This window comes from Frankia sp. AgPm24 (genome assembly GCF_023243055.1).
GTDB lineage: Bacteria > Actinomycetota > Actinomycetes > Frankiales > Frankiaceae > Frankia > Frankia umida.
In genome coordinates, this window is record NZ_JALKFW010000223.1 from 17,714 (window position 1) to 36,678 (window position 18,965).

At 69.6% G+C, this 18,965-nt stretch carries 13 protein-coding genes and 1 pseudogene; 3 read left to right on the forward strand and 11 right to left on the reverse strand.

Translation table 11 applies throughout. From position 1 onward, the window contains the following. Nucleotides 1-11: 11 nt before the first annotated feature. Nucleotides 12-908 carry a LysR family transcriptional regulator gene (locus MXD61_RS26595; RefSeq protein ID WP_248816156.1) on the forward strand — a complete coding sequence of 299 codons (897 nt, stop codon included), beginning with the start codon at nt 12-14 and terminating at the stop codon, nt 906-908. 92 nt (nt 909-1,000) lie between these two features. On the opposite strand, the gene MXD61_RS26600 is transcribed toward MXD61_RS26595, so the two are convergent. The 4 genes from MXD61_RS26600 to MXD61_RS26615 all read right to left on the reverse strand — a co-directional run bounded on the left by MXD61_RS26600 (nt 1,001) and on the right by MXD61_RS26615 (nt 4,821). Then, nucleotides 1,001-1,672 (reverse strand): enoyl-CoA hydratase-related protein, encoded by a 672-nt coding sequence (locus tag MXD61_RS26600; RefSeq protein ID WP_248816157.1) that lies wholly within the window; start codon nt 1,670-1,672, stop codon nt 1,001-1,003. 165 nt (nt 1,673-1,837) lie between these two features. After that, nucleotides 1,838-2,683 (reverse strand): hypothetical protein, encoded by an 846-nt coding sequence (locus MXD61_RS26605; RefSeq protein ID WP_248816158.1) that lies wholly within the window; start codon nt 2,681-2,683, stop codon nt 1,838-1,840. A 370-nt stretch (nt 2,684-3,053) separates the two neighbouring features. Further along, nucleotides 3,054-4,103, reverse strand: a complete 1,050-nt coding sequence (locus tag MXD61_RS26610; protein WP_248816159.1) for a hypothetical protein — start codon at nt 4,101-4,103, stop codon at nt 3,054-3,056. Between the two features lie 283 nt (nt 4,104-4,386). Beyond that, nucleotides 4,387-4,821 (reverse strand): MmcQ/YjbR family DNA-binding protein, encoded by a 435-nt coding sequence (locus MXD61_RS26615; RefSeq protein WP_248816160.1) that lies wholly within the window; start codon nt 4,819-4,821, stop codon nt 4,387-4,389. 277 nt (nt 4,822-5,098) lie between these two features. Here MXD61_RS26615 and MXD61_RS26620 point away from each other — a divergent pair, with 277 nt between their 5' ends. After that, a complete protein-coding gene (locus MXD61_RS26620; protein WP_248816161.1) occupies nt 5,099-6,733 on the forward strand; it encodes an MFS transporter in 1,635 nt (544 codons plus the stop codon). 79 nt (nt 6,734-6,812) lie between these two features. Here MXD61_RS26620 and MXD61_RS26625 read toward each other — a convergent pair whose 3' ends face one another. Further along, nucleotides 6,813-8,294: a WS/DGAT domain-containing protein gene (locus MXD61_RS26625; protein ID WP_248816162.1), complete on the reverse strand. Its 1,482-nt coding sequence runs from the start codon at nt 8,292-8,294 to the stop codon at nt 6,813-6,815. Nucleotides 8,295-8,891: 597 nt separating this feature from the next. Between MXD61_RS26625 and lpdA the strand changes: the two genes are divergently transcribed. Beyond that, nucleotides 8,892-10,295: a dihydrolipoyl dehydrogenase gene (gene lpdA, locus MXD61_RS26630; protein WP_248816163.1), complete on the forward strand. Its 1,404-nt coding sequence runs from the start codon at nt 8,892-8,894 to the stop codon at nt 10,293-10,295. A 70-nt stretch (nt 10,296-10,365) separates the two neighbouring features. Here the strand turns inward: lpdA and MXD61_RS28240 are convergent, their stop codons facing one another. From MXD61_RS28240 to MXD61_RS26665, 6 genes and pseudogenes are all read right to left on the reverse strand, one after another. Further along, nucleotides 10,366-11,130 (reverse strand): Zn-ribbon domain-containing OB-fold protein, encoded by a 765-nt coding sequence (locus tag MXD61_RS28240; RefSeq protein ID WP_285223393.1) that lies wholly within the window; start codon nt 11,128-11,130, stop codon nt 10,366-10,368. Between the two features lie 806 nt (nt 11,131-11,936). After that, nucleotides 11,937-12,596: pseudogene (locus tag MXD61_RS26645) on the reverse strand (histone deacetylase); the annotation flags it as partial. Nucleotides 12,597-13,129: 533 nt separating this feature from the next. Beyond that, on the reverse strand, nt 13,130-14,782 hold the full coding sequence (locus MXD61_RS26650; RefSeq protein ID WP_248816165.1) for an HNH endonuclease signature motif containing protein: 1,653 nt from the start codon (nt 14,780-14,782) through the stop codon (nt 13,130-13,132). Between the two features lie 451 nt (nt 14,783-15,233). Beyond that, nucleotides 15,234-16,565, reverse strand: coding sequence for an effector-associated domain EAD1-containing protein (locus tag MXD61_RS26655; RefSeq protein ID WP_248816166.1), 1,332 nt, complete (start codon nt 16,563-16,565; stop codon nt 15,234-15,236). 291 nt (nt 16,566-16,856) lie between these two features. Then, a complete protein-coding gene (locus tag MXD61_RS26660) occupies nt 16,857-17,642 on the reverse strand; it encodes a hypothetical protein (protein ID WP_248816167.1) in 786 nt (261 codons plus the stop codon). Further along, nucleotides 17,602-18,825 (reverse strand): TAXI family TRAP transporter solute-binding subunit, encoded by a 1,224-nt coding sequence (locus MXD61_RS26665; RefSeq protein ID WP_248816168.1) that lies wholly within the window; start codon nt 18,823-18,825, stop codon nt 17,602-17,604. The genes MXD61_RS26660 and MXD61_RS26665 overlap by 41 nt, the downstream gene beginning before the upstream one ends. Between the last annotated feature and the right edge of the window lie 140 nt (nt 18,826-18,965).

An 18,965-nucleotide genomic window follows, 5' to 3' on the forward strand; every position in this document is an offset into this window, starting at 1 on the left:
CGAGGAGGGGCATGGTGGAGCTACGGCAGCTGGAGCACTTCCTCGCGGTCGCCGAGGAGCTGCACTTCACCCGGGCCGCGCGGCGGGTGAACATCGTCCAGTCGGGGCTGTCGTCGTCCATCGGGGCGTTGGAGAAGGAACTCGGCGCGAAGCTGTTCGTCCGCAGCACCCGGGCCGTGCGGCTGACCCGGGAGGGTGAGGTGCTGCTGACCGAGGCGCGGCGGGTCCTGGCCGCCGCGCAGTCCGCGCGCACGGCCGTCGCCGGGGTCGTCAGCGGGGTGCGCGGACCGCTCACCATCGGGATCATGCAGAGTTTCCGGCGTGGGGTGACCGACGCGCTCGCCGCCTTCCACACCGCCCATCCCTCGGTGGACCTGCGCGTGGTGCAGGCACCCACGGTGATCCTGCTCGACCGGGTCGCCGGCGGCCGTCTGGACATCGCCTTCGCCTGCGTGGCGGAACCACTGGCGGCGCTGGAGGTCACCCCGCTCGACTCGGAGCCGATGGTGTTCGCCTGCCACGCCGGGCATCCGTTCGCCGCCCGGTCGTCGGTGACGCTCGCGGACGCCGCCGGCGAGTCGTTCGTCGACTACCCACCGGGATGGGGTGCCCGCACGATCGTCGACGCCGCGTTCACCGAACTCGGCATCAGGCGCCGCCCGGCCTGCGAGGTCGGCGACACCGACACCCTGCTCGACCTCGTCGCCCACGGTCTGGGCGTCGCCGTCCTACCGCCGAGCCTGAACAACCGCGTCCACGACGGTCTGCGGCTGATCCCCCTGGACCCGCCCGCCCCCATCTACCCGACGGCGATCGTCACCCCGGCCGGCGCCACCTCCACCGCCGCCCGCATCCTGCGCGACACCGTCCTTGCCCATCAGCCCGGCCAGCCCCGCTCCCCCGCGTAGCCCCGCCGTCCTGCCTGACCCGACGTCCTGCCTGACCCGCCTCGTCACGGATGGCCCCGCCGTCCAGCCTGGACCGTCGTCCCGGAGGGTGCTCAGACGCCGGGGGTGGGGGTGCGCAGCGCGGCGAGGGCCTCGGCGTAGAGGGTCTCCTTGATCTGGGCGCGGGCCGGTTTGGTCTTCGCCGCGAGCGGACGGGCGAGCTCCAGCGCGGCGCCGAGCAGACCGTCGGCGGAGGCCACCGCATCGACGATGCCGGCGCCGAGCGCCTGCTGGCCGCCGTAACGCTGGCCGGTGGTCATCGCCAGATGGGCGGTGGACGGGGCGAGCCGGGCGCGGACCAGCGCGGACATGCCCGGGGTGAACGGCAGGTCGATGTCGACCTCGGGCAGACAGAAATAGCCCCGGTCCGTGCGCATCACCCGCAGGTCGTGGGCGAGCGCCCAGATCGCGCCGGCGGCGAAGGCATGACCGTTGAGCGCGGCCACGGTGACCACCGGCGAGGCGAGAGTACGGGCCAGCAGACGGTGCACCCGGTCGAGGTAGGGGCCGACCTGATCGGTATGGCTGAGCAGCCAGTCCAGGGCAAGACCGTTCGACCAGAACCGGCCGCTGCCCACGGTCACCAACGCCCGTGGTCCCTCGGCGGCGGCGGCCTCGTCCAAGGCTGCCTCGACGGCGTCGATCCAGTAGGGATGGAACCGGTTCTCGTCATCGGGGTCAAGATGCAGCACGAACACCTCACCATCGCGCTTCATCGTTGGCATCTGCCGAACGTACCGCGATGAGCTGTGCGTCCTTGTCTCAGGATCGCGCGTCGAAGGTGCCACCCGGCCAGGTGACACGGCCAGGGACACGGCCAGCGCGGGCCTGTGGCCACCGGATCGCCGCGTGCCGGACCAGACCGGCCGTCGCGGAGTCCCCGTCGACCCTCACGGGGCGAGAGCGGCCGGGGTGGCCCATTCGGGGGCGACCGTGGTCCCGTCCACGGTGAGGCTGTAGCCACCGTCCTCGTCGAGTTGGGTGACCAGCAGGGCGAGCAGCGTCTGTAACCGGGCGAGCCGCTCGCTGTCCGGGGCGGACGGCGCGCGCAGGGCCTCGGCGAACGGGTCGAGCCAGCTGGCGAACAGCTCGTCATAGCTGTCGTGGAAGTAGGCGAATCCGACGCAGACGGTGCCGGTGCCGTCCGGCCCACGCATCAGCTCGCCGATGGCCCGCTGCTCCTCCCGCCAGAGCATGAACCGCGGCTCGCCGGCGCGCTCGGCCTTGCGCAGCGAACTGGCCCCCGCCGGCGCCCCGCCCTCCTGCGCACCGGACGGGGGATCCTCGTCGTGGAGCTGGCTGGAGAAGGCACGGCCGATGTCGGCCAGCAACGCGGCGACCAGCCGGGTGTCGGTGGCACTGTCGAAACGCAGCAACGCCAGCCGTGAGTAGAGGATCTCCAGCGTGCCGAGGTAGCGAGCGACGCAGTACACCGTGCCGAGCACGGCCAGACGCCCGCGTCGCTGCGTCGATCCCAGATAGCCCTGCAACCCACGCTCGCGGATCGTGTGCAGCCGCGCGCCCAGATCCACGACGGCGAGCAGCAGCGGCTCGCGGTAGCGGTCCAGCTCCGCCTTGGCCGCCGAGCGCTTCTCGTGGTCGCGGGCCGAGCGCTCCGACTCGAACCGCATCCGCTCCAGCTCGACGCCCTGGCGGCGCGTCCACACCGACGCTCCCACGGACACCACGACACTCGCCACCGACGTGATCAGTGCCGCGATGATGCCGGCGTCCACCGCACCCCCACCAGTCCCCCACGCTGACCCGATCCGCACCGATCCGCACCGATCCGATCCGATCCGATCCGCACCGCGCCGATCCGCACCGATCCGATCCGCACCGCGCCGATCCGCACCGCGCCGGTCCGGTCCGGTCCGATCCGGTCCACGCCGACCTGTCCCGAACCGTGCGCGTACGACTCCGTGCCGACATATCGGCGACGATCATCGTAGCGCCGCGGGGCGCCGTGCGGGTGTCTTCCACCCGGGTCGCCGTGGGGCGGCGGGCGGCTCTCAGGACCGAACCAGGGACCGCGCCAGGAACCACGTTCCAGGACCCACATCGGGAACCGTCAGGGGCCCATCTCAGGGGCAGGCCGGGCGACGATCAGCGGGCGGTGAGGGTGAGAGCGGCGGTGTGGAGCTGGCCGGCGGCGCGGAACTGCAGGTAGATCCGCCAGGCGCCGGGGCGGGGCAGCAGCGCGTCGAAGGTGAGGGTCGGGCCGCCGCGGCCGGTGGCGGACCGACCGGTCGCGTCGGGACCGAGGGGATGCAGGTGCGCGAAGGCGAGATCGTCCTGGTGGAAGGCGCTCAGGTGGGCGTAGCTGGCCAGATACGGCTGCAGATCGGTGACGGGCTGACCGTCACGGCTCACGGTGACCGTCAGCGGGCTCGTGGTCCCGGCGCGCGGGGGACCCTGCGGGGTGGCCAGGCTCAGGGTGTAGCCGTCCACGACGGTCGTGGTGGCGGGTGCGGGCACAGGTGTGGGGACGGCCGCCCCGGGCACGACGAGGGCGACGCTGAGGACGAAACGGTTGGCGCGTCCGTCCACCGCCGTGGTGAAGGCGGCGTAGGCCCGGTAGAGGCCGCTCGCGGGGGCGGCGAGGGTGGCCGTCCAGGTGCCGTCCGCGGCCATGGTCGGGTGGACGTGCTGGAATCCGACCAGGTCCGAGCGGATCAGATAGAGGTGCATCGCCGCGTCCTGTTCCTGGACGAACCGGGTGATCGCCTGACCACCCACACCGCGGATCTGGAAGCGCAGCTCGACCGGCCAGTTCGCGGCGAACTGCGTGGTCGCCGGCACCAGCCTCACCCCGCCCGCCGCGACCGCCAGCCCATCACCGGAGCCATCACCGACACCGGTGCCCTCGCCATGGGTGTCGGGCATCGCGTGTTCGGGTTCCCTCGCATGGTCGGCCGGATGCGAGGCGACAGCCGAGCCGGATGTCCGTGGGACACGGCCGGAATCGACGGCGCCCGTGGTGTCGGCACCGCAGGCGGTGACCGCGGCGAGAGCAGCCATGACGGTGGCGGCGGCGAGCGGCCGGGCAGACCGGGAACGGGCGTGCAGACGAGAACGGGAGCCGGCGCCGGAACGGGCGCGGGAACCGGGACGGGAAAAGGCGCGGGAGCGGAGACGGGGGCGGGCGGCCAGCATCGAACAGAGCCCTCCTCCGGGCGGAAAACGGGGGTCGTGCACCCGGATATCCCATTCCAGGGACACCCGGTCTCGATCACGGACGGCACAACCGGCGGGACGGCACAACCGGCGGGACGGCCCCACCAGTGCGGGAATCCCGCGCCATCAGCACGTGCGGGCGCTCGTCGACATTCTAGGAAATGCGCGGCAGGTCACCCCACCATGCGGCTCCCCCGGCAACACTGTTCCCCCGGCAACACGGCTCCCCCGGCAACACGGTGCTCTGGCGGGATGCCGAGGGTCAGCGGGATTCGTCGAGGTAACGCCGCGCCAGCACCTTGGGAGCGCGGGTCAGCCATGCTTCGGTGGTCAGTTCCGCCAGATCGGCGCTCCTGATCTCGCCGAGCCGCACCAGCACCGCAGGAAAGGCCGCGAAGTGCGCCACGGTGAAGTACACCTCGGGTTCCTCGGCGATCAGCGCGGCCCGCACCCCAAGGTCTGCGACCCGGACGGCAAGTGGCACCTCACCGGTCGCGACGACCGCGTCCGCCGCGGTTGTGCCCGCCGCGGTTGTGCCCGCCGCGGCGCGCAGGCCCTCACGGTCGGCCCGCCGCAACGGACGCTCCCAGACAAAGGTCGCCTTACGCACCCGCCAGGCGACGCTGCCGTAGGACGTCCCCTCGCTGACCTCGGGCAACCCGAGCGCGATGCGCCGCACATCCGCCCAGTCCGCCATGCGGATCACTGTAACGATCCGTCCCGGCGACCACAGCCCGACCCACGCCTCCAGCACGCGGCTCCAGCACGCGGCTCCAGCACGCGGCTCCAGCACGCGGCCGCGGGCACGAGCCTGGGCAGATGAGGGATATCGGCGCGGGCACGGGGCACAGGGCCAAGGTCACCAGGCGTCCCGGCGGTGGGCGCGGGTCACGGGATCGGACGCGGGAGGTGGCATGGCCGGCCACGGTGCGCACGACCACGACACGCACGACCAAGACATACGCCGCAGCGGCATGGACGAGGCCACGGCGAGGGACCTCCCGGGACGGGACGACAGCCGGGCGGCCGGGGTCGTACGCACCGCGATTCCGGCCCGGCTGGACCGGCTGCCCTGGGCCAGGTTCCACTGGATGATCATCATTGGTCTGGGGACCGTCTGGATCCTGGACGGGCTCGAGGTGACGATGGTCGGCGCGGTCGGTTCGCGCCTGACCGAGGACGGCAGCGGCATCGCACTGTCATCCGCTGACATCGGCACCGCCGCGGCGATCTACGTGCTCGGCGCCTGCCTCGGCGCGTTGTTCTTCGGGCAGCTCACCGACCGGTTCGGCCGCAGGAAGCTGTTCATCCTCACCCTCGGCGTCTACATCACGGCCACCACACTCACCGCGTTCTCCTGGACGCCCTGGTTCTTCTTCCTGACGCGGTTCTTCACCGGTGCCGGTATCGGCGGCGAATACGCCGCGATCAACTCCGCGGTGGACGAGCTCATTCCCGCCCGGGTGCGTGGCCGCGTCGACCTGATCATCAATGGTACCTACTGGGCCGGTTCGGCCGCCGGGTCGGGGCTGACCGTCTTCTTCCTGTCCGAGCACCACTTCGCGGCGGATGTCGGCTGGCGGCTCAGTTTCGGCCTGGGCGCGCTGCTGGGCCTGGTGATCCTCATCGTCCGCCGGCACGTGCCGGAAAGCCCACGGTGGCTGTTCATCCACGGCCAGGCCGACGAGGCCGAACGGATCGTCGGCGACATCGAGACGTCGGTCGAGGCGGACACCGGCCAGCCACTGCCACCGGCGACGAGCAGCATCACGGTGCGCCAGCGTCAGGTGATTCCGCTGCGGACGATCGCCGAGACCGCGTTTCGCACCTATCCCCGCCGGGCCGTCCTGGGTCTCGCCCTGTTCATCGGGCAGGCTTTTCTTTATAACGCGTTCACGTTCGACCTGGGCACGATGCTGACCACGTTCTACGACGTGAAGTCGTCCGCGGTTCCGGTGTTCCTGGTCGTCTACGCCCTCGGCAACTGTGCCGGGCCGCTGCTGCTCGGGCCGCTGTTCGACACGGTCGGACGCAAACCGATGATCGCCGGGACGTACCTCGCGGCAGCCGTGGGCGGCGTGGTCCTGGCGGTGCTGTTCCATTCCGGCGCGCTGACCGCGTGGACGTTCCTCGCTGTGGTGGCGGTCACCTTCTTCTTCGCCTCGGCGGGGGCGAGCGCCGCCTATCTCACGGTCAGCGAGATCTTCCCGATGGAGACCCGCGCCCTGGCGATCGCGTTCTTCTACGCGATCGGCACCGGTATCGGCGGCATCGCCGGCCCGCTGCTGTTCGGCCATCTCATCGACACCGGACGCACCGGCCCGGTGATGGTCGGTTTCCTCATCGGCGCCGCGGTGATGGCCATCGGCGGCGTCGCCGAACTCCTGCTCGGTGTGGACGCGGCCGGCCGTTCCCTCGAGGAGATCGCCGCTCCCCTGACCACCACCACGGACGAAGCGAACACCGCGGACACAGGCACCGCGGACACAGGCACCGCGGACATGGGCACCGCAGACATGGGCAGTCACGCGGGTTGCCCCCAGGGGCGGGCATGCGTCAGGCCACGGCGCATGCCCGCCCCAGGAGGCGCCCGCATCCCACCAGGATGATCGGCCGGGGCGAGTACCGGCCGGGGACTGACGGCGTGGGGATGCGGGCGGCGCGGTCAGCACACCGAGGGGGCCCACCTCACCGGGCGCGCGGACTCGGATGACGCTGGTGCGGAACCTGCACGCCGATCGGCGCGAGGCGGTTCATCTCGTCGAGTTCGTGGCGCCACAGGGTGGCGAGTCGCTCGTGGTTGGGCACGCTGTCACTGGCGGCGAAGGTGATGCCGACCCGGTCGCCGACGCCGAACAACGCCACCGACAGGTGCTGGCGCCCGGCGAGCAGCGGTCCGGTGCCGATGAGTTCGGTGACCTTGCGTCCGGCGACCTCCAGCGGACCGCGCACGGTGCGGGCGTTCGTGGCGACCATCGCGAGTTCGTGGGTGCGTCCCCCGAAACTCGCCGCGTACGACAGCATGCGTGGGGTGGCGCGCTGGGCGACCGTGGGGAAAAGGTGGTGTTCGACCAGGCCGATGCCGCCACGCTTGAGTGCCTTGGTCCGCTCGGCGATGCGGGCGAGCCGGTGGGCGGCGTCCGGTTCCCCGCACGGCAGGGCGACCCGCACACCCGAGGTGTAGTTCGACAGCACGTTCTGGTCGGCCGCGAGCCGGATGCTCACCGGCATCAGCGCGTGCACCGGACGGTCGTCGTGGCGCCATTCGAACTCCGACCAGGTGCGGACGGCACCGGCGAGCGCGGCGAGATAGACGTCGTTGACGGTGGCGTTGTGCCGGCGGGCGGCGGTGCGGATCTCACCGAGGTCGGCGGTGGTCCAGGTGTGCCGGGCGGGGCCCCGCGGCGGGCCGCCCCAGGCGTCGAGCACCCGCGTCGGTGACAGCACGTTCAGGCCACGGGTGACAAAACGCAGATAGTCGACGGCCCTGGGCCGCGCGATCGACGTGGGCAGCCCGATGTCGGGATCGTCCTCGCCACCGAAGAGCAGGTGCAGCGCCCGGTAGAGCGCGGCGCCGTCCTGGGCGATGTGACTGGTGCGGTACACCAGCACCGAGCCGGACGTCGCGCCGCGGCGCCCACCCGAACCGGTGACGTCCGACGATTCACCGGACGAGCCACCGGACGTGCCGGTGCTGTCGCAGATCAGGTAGATCTTCCACGGCTGGCTGTTCGTGTCGGTCGGCCAGCTGGCGATCTGGTCGATGGCCGCGCGGATGCGCCGATCGCCGACGGCGTCACTGTCACCGAGGCGTTCGGCCTGCTCGAGGGTCGGCAACGGGACGGCGGCGACATGGGCGTCGATGTCCATGTCGGGCTGGGAGACCCAGTGCGTCTCGGTGACGGTCGAGCGGCGGTCGGTCGGGCGGACGGTCACCGTTTCCAGCCGGTCGGTGAGCATCAGTGCCCGGGGCTGACGTACCCGTTCGGCGACGTGCGCCCGCAGGTCGGCGAGTTCCACCGGACCATCGAGGAAAAGCACCGCGCCGACATCCTGGAACTCACCCGGGTTCAGCCTGTGGAAAGCGAGGTACGCTCGGTCACCCGCGGTGAGTGGACGGGCGAACGCCCGGTTGTAGCCGGTCTTCGAGACCGAGTCGACGAGCGTCATCAGGCGCGCCCCCCATCCGAGACCGGGGAGTGGGCACACACGCTGATACCCCTCGGAACAATGCTAGCAGAACGGCGGGAAAGTGCGCCGCGCGGACCTGTACCCATGGACCTGTTTATCCCCGGGCCGTTCCGCCCTGACAACCTTGTGTCGCAGGTCTCGAGATACCAGGACGTTAAACGTGCCGCCCCCGGGAGCCCCCTCCCAGGTATCGCCATGTCAATGCAGCTGAAAAGGGGCCCACCCGCCCCCACATGGCCCGACGGTGTATCACCACGAAAAGGCCGAGCTCCTACTGCCGGCGGGGTCGCCCGAATGTCCCGCCATTTCCGGGCCCCACTGCCCTGCCCAGCTCCGACCCCCCGCACCCGCCAGCCCCGCCCCACGACGAGCGGCCTCGACCGACGTCCAGCCTCGACCAACCGACGGCCTCGACCGGCGGACGCGGCGGCCACCGGACGGGCAGGTGGGCATCCTGGGCACAGCGGGACGGACCGTCTCCCCGGGGGCGGGGGGACGGTCGGCCCACGCGAGGTGTGACCGAACGCCGGGTGACGGGCTCGTCGCCGGACTGTCCAGGGTCGTTAGGCTCGGCGTGTGAGCGAACATTTCGACGTGGTGGTGCTCGGCGCCGGGCCGGGCGGATACGTGGCCGCGATCCGAGCAGCCCAGCTCGGTCTGTCCACGGCGGTGGTCGAGGAGAAGTACTGGGGTGGGGTGTGCCTCAACGTGGGCTGCATCCCGTCCAAGGCGTTGTTGCGCAACGCCGAGCTGGTACACACCCTCACCCACGAGGCCAGGACCTTCGGCATCTCGGTCAACGGCGAACTGTCGTTCGACTACGGGGAGGCGTTTCGCCGCAGCCGCAAGGTCGCGGACGGCCGGGTCAAGGGCGTCCACTTCCTGATGAAGAAGAACAAGATCACCGAGTTCAACGGACGCGGCACGTTCCTCGATGATCACACCCTGTCGGTGGCGACGGTGGACGGCTCCACCCAGACGGTGAGTTTCGACCACGTCATCATCGCCGCCGGCGCGACCCCGCGACTGCTGCCGGGCACGTCCCTGTCGGACCGGGTGGTCACCTACGAGCAGCAGATCCTCACCGAGAAGCTGCCGCGCAGCATCGTCATCGCGGGCGCGGGCGCGATCGGCGTCGAGTTCGGCTACGTGCTCAACAACTACGGCGTGGACGTCACGATCGTCGAGTTCCTCGACCGGATGGTGCCGCTGGAGGACGTCGACGTCTCCGCGGAACTGATCAAGCACTACAAGAAGGCCGGGGTGAAGGTCCTCACCTCGACCCGGGTCGACTCGATCGACGAGTCGGGCGAGCTCGTCCGGGTCACCGTGACCGGCAAGGACGGCACCTCCCAGGTCATCGAGACCGAGAAGGTGCTGCAGGCGATCGGCTTCGCACCGAACGTCAAGGGCTATGGCCTGGAGAACACCGGCGTCGCGCTCACCGAGCGCGGTGCGATCGACGTCGACGAGTACGCGCGGACGAACGTCCCGCACATCTTCGCCATCGGGGACGTGACCGCCAAGCTGATGCTCGCGCACGCCGCCGAGGCCATGGGGATCATCGCCGCCGAGACCATCGGTGACGCCGAGACCTACCCGATCGACTACGTGATGGTGCCGCGCGCCACCTACTGCCAGCCGCAGATCGCGAGCTTCGGTTACACCGAGGCGCAGGCCCGCGAGCTCGGCTTCGACGTGCAGGTCGCCAAGTTCCCGTTCATGGCCAACGGCAAGGCCCACGGTCTCGGCGAGACCGCCGGCTTCGTCAAGATCCTCTCGGACGGGAAGTACGGCGAGCTGCTCGGCGCGCACATGATCGGCCCGGACGTCACCGAACAGCTCCCGCAGCTGACCCTGGCCCAGCGCTGGGACCTCACCGTGTCCGAACTCGCCCGCAACGTCCACGCCCACCCGACCCTCGGCGAAGCCGTCAAGGAAGCCATCCACGGCCTGGCCGGCCACATGATCAACTTCTGAGACGCCTCCGCAGTACCCGCGTCAGGCCGGCCTCGCGAACAGGCCGGCCTCGCAGGCCAGCTCCGACGATCTAGTACGCCCCGGCGGCGGCCGGCACCCGCGGACGAAACACCACGTGGGGTTCGGCCGAGCCGGGCCGCACCGCGAGAGCCGCCCGCACGGGCAGGCCGAGGGTCGCCTCGTCGGCCGGCACCCCGTCTAGCCGCCCGGACAGCCTGACCCCCTCGGCGAGGGTGACCAGCACGAGGGCGTACGGCGCACGGCCGGCGAAGGCCGGGGTGTCGGGATGCCGCATCACCAGGACGCCCTGCACCACGCCGGTCCCGTCGGCGGGCTCGAGCACCGCCGGCCCGCCGCACTGCTCGCAGGCCCGGACCGCCGCGGCCACCGGCTCCAGCCACGCCCCACACCGCAGGCAGTGACCCAGCACGAACCGCTCTTCCTGCAGCGCCGCCCACAGCGCCCCCTGCGCCGACGGCCCAAGCACCTGCGGCCGCGTCACCTCCCCCGCACCGCCCGCGGGTCCACCCGAGGCGTCAGCGCCCAGACCGACGCCGACATCCACACCCGCACCGGCCGCGGCACCCGTACCCGCGGTGGAATCGGCCGCGACACCCGCACCAGCACCGCCCCCCGCACCCGGGATCGAGGGCCGCGGCGACGCCGAAGGGTGGACGGGGTGGATCACCCGTACATGCGGCTGGCCACTGATCACTCGCTCCACACCCGCCTTCCGCGCTGGTTCCTCCCGTTCCAGCACAGCACCACCGGGCACCGAATGCCCCCGTTCCGCGCCGTCCCGCACGGCGATTACCGAACCGGCTTCCCTGCTCATGGTTCTCCCCTGGTCGCCGGTGATCCGTCCACGAGAGCCATCGGCCCGCGCCGGCGATGGCCGTGCCACCGTCGACCGCCAGGCGTCACGCCGATGCGCGTCTCTCGGGGGTGCTACGCCCGGCGGTGCCCCGCCCCGCAGCCATCGGACGGGCCACCCGCCGCCTCGGCCGCCGCAAACCCTGCCGGACGGCGGCAAACACCCTCCTACCAGCAAGTTCTATCGCAACCGGAGACGATCGCACGCGCGGGGGTGGCCCGTCCCGGTGCCCGCGCCCGGGGATACCAGACCGGTGGTACCCGGGGCCCGCCGTCCAGGCATGGACGCCCGGTTCCCACAGCGGCGGCCCCGCCGGCCCGGCACCCTCGTGACCGGTGCGCCGCGATGGCCCATCACAACCGGTACTGGCGCAACCACCCGGCACGCGTGGCCGTATGGCCCCCAGCCGGGCCAGCCGGCGCGATCCGGAGTCAGCCGGCGCGATCCGCGGGCGTCGCGATGTCGCGCGCCACGTCGATCGTGCCGACCGGCTGGCCCGGGAGCATGCCCGGCTGCGTGGGGATGAGGGCTGACTGGAAAACGGCGGCAGCTGACTCGGCCGACACCAGAACCTAGGCCTGTCCCGGATGAGATCCAGACGGGACCAGCGCGACACCAGACTGACCCAGCGCGACACCAGACTGACCCAGTCCGGCACCAGGCTGACCCAGTCCGGCACCAGACTGACCCAGCGCGGTACCCGCTTGATCCAGTGCGGCACCAGCCCGGTCCAGGAGGGGAGCGGTCTGGACGGGGAGGGACTCCGTCGGGGTGAGGAGACGCTCGATCTCCGAGGGCGCCCAGTATCCGGCGGCACCCGGGCGAGCCGCGAGGTAGGCGGCGATCTGCGCGGCGGGCCAGCCGTGCGCCTCGCGGATGCCCGCGGCCAGCATGGTCAGGTAGCCGCCGGACGGCACGGACGGCTCGACGTCCGCCATCTGCCAGGGTGCGGTGAAGGTCAGCACCGGGACCCCGCCGCTGTGGCCCACCAGCACGAGGGTCTCGTACCGACCGGATCCGATCTGGGCCCGCCCGGTACGCAGCACCGCGGCCAGGTCGAGATCGGCTTCGGGCGTGCGGTGCATCTCCTGCGCGGCGACGTCGGCGAACTGCCCGGCGGTCAGCAGGTAGGCGCGGCCAGCGGTCTCCCCCGCCGCGGTGGGGTCGTAGAAGGAAACCCCACCGGTCCAGATCGCCGACTCCGAGGCGAAGTACATCGCTCCCGGCAACATGACCGGCATGGCGAGGCGTGGTGGCCGCGGATCCCGACAGCCCGGATGCCGGTGGGTGCTGCCGGGAGGGCAGCCGCCGGCCAGATAGTAGGTGAGCCGCGCGAGGCGCATGTTCGAGCCGTAGCTGGCGTACCAGACCAGCGCCGGGCCGCCCGAGCCGCCGGCCGCGCCTTCCGGTCCTGCCGCACCTGGCAGGCCGGCCAGGCCCGTCTCGCCATCGGAATCGGCCAAGCTGACCGGTGCGGTCAGGGGAAGGGACTCGCGCATGACCCCAGCATGAACACCCGTCGCCCCAATGGCCACGAGAACCCGACACTGCAGTGCCCCATCGAATGCCCGCCGCTGTCGTGGCCTCGGCCAAACCCGCCGGTGACGTCGACGGCTGCCCATGCGAGGCCAAAACGTCATTGTCGTCACACGCACGCACGGGGAAGCCGCACGAAACACCGGGCATCTCTCCTCCCCTTCCTTCGCACCGCTGGCGTGCGTCGATCGATGCGTCTCGGCGGGCAGGGCCGCGTCCCGCCCGGCCCCCGGACTGCCTCGGCCGCGTTCCACCCAACGCGCCCACCGCGAGGGAACCCTCCGGTGCGCCGTTCCAATGGGCACAGGCCTCACGAGCCCAACCGTGAACGGCTCCCGATGCCCACGAGCACGACAGGACGACAGGCGGAACGGCACGCTGGCACCACTCCGTCGCCCCAATGGCCCTCAACACCGCCTCGCACCTATGCCGTGGAGAAAAGATCGGGACGCGGCTGGCTATACGGATTGCGCCGGGGGCGACGTTGCGGATCGATATGCTCCGGAGGAATGAACGTGGGGCGCCGATCCACGTCCATGACAATATCCCAGTGCTCGTGATGCACCCGGTTGTGATGATGCCCGCAGAGAAGCACGCCGTTATCCAGCGCGGATTCGCCGCCATCCAGCCAGGAGACCACATGATGCGCATCCGTCCATGACGGGGGCCGATCACAGCCGGGGAACGCACATCCCTGATCCCGCTTGATCAGGGCCCGGCGGATATGCGGCGGGAACGTGCGCCGCGCCCGGCCCACATCCAACGGCACCCCGTTCGGGTCCAGCACGATCCGGCTTACCACCGCATCACAGACGATCCGGCGCAGCACATCGCGGGGCAACGGAATCCGCCAGTTCGTCACGGCCGGTTCGCAGCCGTGCTCCACCAGGGTCTCCCACCCCACCGTGACCGTCAGATGCGGCCGGGTCCCCCCTGAGGACGGCACCGAATCGGCTGACAGCGCCCGATGCGCGAGCTCCACCAGCGCATCCGCCCGGCGCCGAGCAGGACTGCGCTCATCACGGATTCCATCGGCGCTCGGCGCGGGGGCGGACAGACCATCGAGCGCGGTGCGCAGCAGGCCTGCGCCCTCAGCGTCAAGTTCCCCACTGATCAGCGTCGTGCCTGAGGCCGTATCGGCGAACGTCAGGCGCCGCGCCGCATGCGGATCCACCGGGGCGCCACCCGCGTCACCACCACCATCGCCGCTCTTCTTCGTGCCGGGCTTGCCACGGCCCTCGTGCTCACCCGTCAGCGCATCCGCCTCGGGATCGTCCCCGCCCGGGGAGTCATCCACGTACGTGAGGCGCTCGCGAATCTCCACGCCGTACTTCTGCAACTCGCGGCGATCCATGAACTGGGCCGCTTCCAGCATCAGAGCTTCGGCCTTCGCGACGGCTTCCTGGGGCAGATCCTTCGGAAGCCGGCGCAACGCCTCAACGATCGACCGGGCGTTCTCCGGACCCAGTCGCCCGTCGGCCAGCGCCTGGCCGACCGCCCGATAGGGACCTTCGACGGTGTCGCGGGCCAGCGCGATCTCCCGTTGCGCATCATCGCGGGTCATCTGCAGGCGGTCGCACATCCAGGCCGGCAGATCATCCGAGCCCGTACTCGCGGCGAACCCACGGGCCCCGGCCTCGACCAGTACCTGGCTGCGGGCGGCAACCACCTGGGAGGCCAACGCCCGTACACCCTCCAGTACCTCACCGACGTCCTCGTTCGACCACTGCCATGACGGCGATGACAACAGATCCGCCATCACCTCCGACAGCGCCGCCAGACACTCGACCGGACCGGACCGCGTTCCGGAGCCAGCTGCCGCGACTGCGCCGGCAACCGAATCCGGGCCAGCGCTGGCGCCAGCTACCGATCCTGAACACGGTTCTCCTGCCGGAATCGGATCCGCCGCACCACCGGCCGACAGCTCGTCGCCACCGGACAGGAGAACCCGGCCGGTCGCTCCGGGAATCAGATGCCGAACACCGGCGGCCATGGAACCGGAGGCGACTTCACCAACCTTCCCGGCGGAGCCGGGAGGCGGCGCAGGGCCGTCCGGAGAATTTTCCTTGAACATCATGAACACAGCATCTACCACGCACACTTCGATGTCGAACGCTAGTTCGAACCATCTGATGTCTAGTCCGAACAGGCCACACGTCCACAGCAGGACCAGCGGGCCCTCCGAACAGGCCAGCCAACAAGAGCACCAGCAACACCGGTCGCATATCACCAAAGAACCCTGGAGTCCTACAGGAAGCACCGGACAGCGAGCACGAGAAGAAGAAGAAGTTCATTCCGCCAGAAGTTGCCAACCCCAGAATGGGAATTTATTTCCATCTCGGGACTCCGGAGCACCACCCTGGATCTCCGAACACCCTTGCCAGCCTTGCGCTTCCGGGTGATCTTAATACCAGGCCAACCACGCCATCCACCTATCGCCGCAAGGCGCCGAGGAGTCCCGTACAGGATGCAGCGAAAGGAGGAGCACAGACCCACGAACTGACCGTTCCGGCGCAGAAATCTTTACGCTAACTACCGAGCCCCGTGGTCGGGATACTGAACTGCGTCACGACCCGAGCGCCAAGATCAGTCAGTCTGTCCGGCCCGACGCCCGGATTACTGCTTCCTTTACGACTCTCCAGATAGTCAAGTGTCGCCTGGTCAACGAGCATCACCCGGGCAATATATGTGATGCCCATCGCGTATGCGTATCCCAGGTAGGGCTGGGTCCAGTTGGAGCACTTCACGTCGTCGTACATCTTGTACTTGTAGAAATCCTGGTTGTAGCCAGGTGTCTGGTGGATGTCGCGCGAGTACGGATCCGCGCGATACACGACGATCAGATGCTGGCCAGCCGGGATGTCACCGGCCCGAAGGATCGCCAGGTGCAGCACGATGTTCGGGCCGTTCGCCCTGATCTGGTACGACACGGAGGGTATAGAGACACCGGAGACCTCGTCGCCCAACAGACTTGGGAAGATGGTGCGCGTTCCCAGCGAGCCGCTGGGAACACACGGCGCGACGGGCGGCACCTTGGTCGGCGGCGACAATGCGCTCGGCGCGGAGGAGATTCCGCCGGTAGCTCGCAGCGCGTCGCTTCTCGTCGGTTTGGCGCCGTCCGCCAGATCGCTGGTGATGTGCTGGCCTGGTGCCCCGTTCGGACCTGGCGAGGTGCGCGGGTTCGGAGGCGACGGATCGGAGAGCGAAGGAACAGCGTCAGCGGCAGGCGCCATGGAAAACGCTGACGCGGGCGTCGCCGACGTCGGAGATTCGCCGCGGCCCTTCTCGGTCATGCGCCAGGCGACTATCAGGCCGAGGACGACCAGGAGCAGTAACACCGTGGCCGTCGGCCACCCCCGTTGTCGAACGGTCCACCGCGCACCCGCGCTGCTCCCAGCCGCACCAGCTGCTGCGTCGGCCCGGCTGGCACCGGTGGCCATGGTGGGGGACAGATCAGCGCCACCTTCGGCACCAGCACCGGAGGCCAGCCCACCGGGATCAACCAACCCAACAGGATCGCCCAGCCCACTGGAGTCGGCTCGCTCGGCGAGTTCGTTCGGCGCTATGGGATCGGCGTGCTGGGAGAAGGCCCGCAGCAGGACCGGGTTCTCCGGGAAGTCTCGAAGGGCCGCGGCCAGGACACGACTACGGCCGTTGTGCAGCACGCCGCCAGCGAGAAGCTCACCAACTTCGTACCAAAACACATATGGACTGTTCCCGTGCATAACGGGCATTCGATAGGGTGGAAAGCCTGCTTCGAGGAGCAGCTGGCGGGCAGCCGTGGGGCTGGCGAACAGCGTCGCCAGGGCACGACGCTCCGATTCGTTCAGCGTCGGATTCGCGCTGTCATGGCGGGACATGGCCGGCCTGCCTCTGGACGCGGGCCGTTGTCAGCCGCGATCGATCACCTGACCAGGCAGATGGTAGCAGCGCCGCGAACATGACAGCGATACCCGTCCCGTCGTGGACGACATGGCAAGCTCGGATCAGAGCTGGCGAACAGGTGACTGGAGCCGAACCAACCGGGTCAGGGTCGAACAGTTGGGTCAGCGTGGCGAACGGCCACGGGCCCGAACGGCGATCGGGTAACACGGTGGCGACGGCTCTGGGCCGGGAGACACATCACCGGGACGGGATGACGGTGGGATCACCTATACGTGATACTTACGCTTCAGCCCCAGGAGAATATGATTCTTTGGCTGATCTCGCAGTGCCTCGGCAATGATCTTCCGATAGGGGTCCCCGATCATGCCGTTCCCGACCCTTTCCAGCGTTGATCGCCACAAGTCGATCCTGGACGTCGCGGATGTCGTGGGCAGCAGCGCGTAGATCGGTATGCCAACTCTCGAAAGGAGGATTCCAGGCTCCGGGTAGCGCCCGGCAAGTACCTTTGCCAGCAGCTCGCGATCCTGGCCATCGATCGCGATGTGAGCGATGGCCTCGTCGACCCGCCTCGGCACCGGACAGAGCGTCTGATCATCATCCGATCCAGTGGTACTCGGAGCCGTCCGAGCGGCGGCGAGCGGCAACGAGGCAATGCCTGCGAAGGCCAACGCCACCAATGCCTCGAGGAGGATCCTGGCGAGCCCTGCCAGGTCCACACCGAACACCCGGGTGAGGAGCACCACCAGACCGGCACCGTCCATGGCCGCGCCGAGCACCGCCACGCCCAGCGGCCATTGAGCGGGCGGACGCATCGTCAGGACGAGAATCGCCATCATCACCGCTACACCGACCGGGCTGATCACCGATCCTGGACCGGGCCACCACGTCAGCAGGGCGACCGCCCAGGTCAGCACCAATGCCCCCGCTGCCAGCAGGACGCCCATGGAACGGACGGAGAACCCGCGGGCGCGCCCGAATTCCAGCACCGACGCCCCGGGGCTCGCCTCGTTGCTATCGCTTGGCACAGTCCGGCAATCCGTATCCGAGCTCATCGCGATAGACCGTCTCGGCCGCCGGGTGCAGCGGAACGTAGCAGAACAGGGACGAAATCCCATACTGCCGATCACCGATGTCTGTTGCCACATTGGCGAGCTTGCTGTGCACGCCCGCTCTTCCCCACATCGCTTCCGTGAGAGCCTGACGACTCTGGCTGCCCGTCAGGATCCGGGCAAGAGCTGTTACCAGGACGGTGTCGGCGGAGTCGCGGACCACCAAGCCAGCGGGCACCGCGACCGTCTCGTAGTTCCCGGAGGTGAGGTAGTCGTCACGGAAGATCACTCCCTCTCGAAAGATCTTCTGGTCAATGTACTCCTCGCCTGCCTTCTCCTGGTAGAAGACCCGCCAGTTCTCGTTCATCTTCTCAATGTACTTCTGTGGAATATCGAGCAGGCGAGCCTTGTGGTTCTGGAGCTGCTGCGCGATCTCGTCTGTGGGCGCCGCGTTCACCCAGAGGATCGCGTCGACCGGTTCCCGTCCGCTGCCCAGGTGCGCGAAACCCTCCTTGAGGCTCTCCTCCTTCACCCGCAGCGGCGTGTTCGGACAGAGCTTGCGGTAGAAGACCTCGGTCACCTGCCGGGAGCCGGACAGTGGAAAACCCACGCTGAGCGGCCGGCCGCAGAGCTCCTCGACCGTCCGTGGCGCACCGGGCTGGTCCGCCACAGCGATCTGCAGAAGATCGTCGAACACCGGGCCAACCGTGCGTAGCCCCCGGATCGGGTTCTGCTTCTGCGGCGGTCGTACTCCGGGCGTCTCGCCGGGGAGAAACTGATACACGCCGTACGTGGCATCCACCGCGACGTTCAGTTTGGCTATGGCTACTCCGCATCGGCCGGCCTCGTTCTCCTCCAGCCGGTATAGATTGTCGGCGCCGCCGGCGGTGACCTGCGGCAGTACCTGCGGCTGCGGCGCCCCGCCCGCCCTCAGCGCGGCTTTGATCTGCGTGGCCAGCTCCCCGGCGAAACGCCAGTACGGCGACTGTCGGTTGCCGATGAAGATCTGTACCGTCGTGCAGCCCGAGCCCTGCACCTGGCGCTCCGACCGCACAGGCGTGGGGGCGGGAGCCGGCCCATGGATCTCCACCAGCAGCAGCGCCAGGACGAACGCGACCATCACCACGATTGCGACGACAATACGAGGCTTTTGCCCGAATTCGCCCGGAGACTTCTCGTCCGCCATAGCCAGGTCCCCCACGGCCCGACGCACGCCCCCGCGGCGACTCGCCCGATTGCGGACGAGGTACGTCAAGCTGTCATCAGTTTACCCTCGGCACAAATCCCGGCGGACTCCTACCCCGCTGTGTGTCGGGTCGTCACCCG